The sequence below is a fragment of the Shinella sp. R2-11 genome, assembly GCF_055330205.1.
This window is the reverse complement of sequence record NZ_JBVAPC010000029.1, coordinates 1-590: the sequence shown is the minus strand read 5'-3', so window position 1 is coordinate 590 and position 590 is coordinate 1. Positions and strand designations below refer to the sequence as shown.

1 protein-coding gene is annotated in these 590 nt (G+C 65.3%); it reads left to right on the top strand.

Features of this window, described 5'->3' with window-relative positions; genetic code table 11:
- A partial coding sequence (gene dgoD / locus ACZ1A1_RS24930; protein WP_463622063.1) for a galactonate dehydratase occupies window positions 1-590 on the top strand: 590 nt, incomplete at its 3' end.

Sequence of the window (590 nt, the reverse complement as noted above, 5' to 3'; positions counted from 1 at the left end):
ATGAAGATCACGAAGCTGACGACCTATATCGTGCCGCCGCGGTGGCTTTTCCTGAAGATCGAGACGGACGAGGGCATCGTCGGCTGGGGCGAGCCGGTGGTTGAGGGCCGCGCGCTGACGGTGGAAGCGGCGGTGCAGGAGCTTTCCGACTATCTCATCGGCAAGGACCCGCTGCTGATCGAGGATCACTGGCAGGTCATGTATCGCGGCGGCTTCTATCGCGGCGGCGCCGTGCACATGTCGGCGCTCGCCGGCATCGACCAGGCGCTCTGGGACATCAAGGGCAAGGCCTATGGCCAGCCGATCCATGCCCTGCTCGGCGGCCAGGTGCGCGACCGGATCAAGGTCTATAGCTGGATCGGCGGCGACCGTCCCTCCGACGTCGCCAACAATGCCCGCGAGGTCGTCGCCCGTGGTTTCAAGGCGATCAAGCTCAACGGCTGCGAGGAAATGCAGATCGTCGACACCTGGGAGAAGGTGGAGAAGGCGGTGGAGACCATCGCCATCATCCGCGAGGCCATCGGCCCGCATATCGGCATCGGCGTCGATTTCCACGGCCGCGTGCACCGGCCGATGGCCAAGGTGCTGGC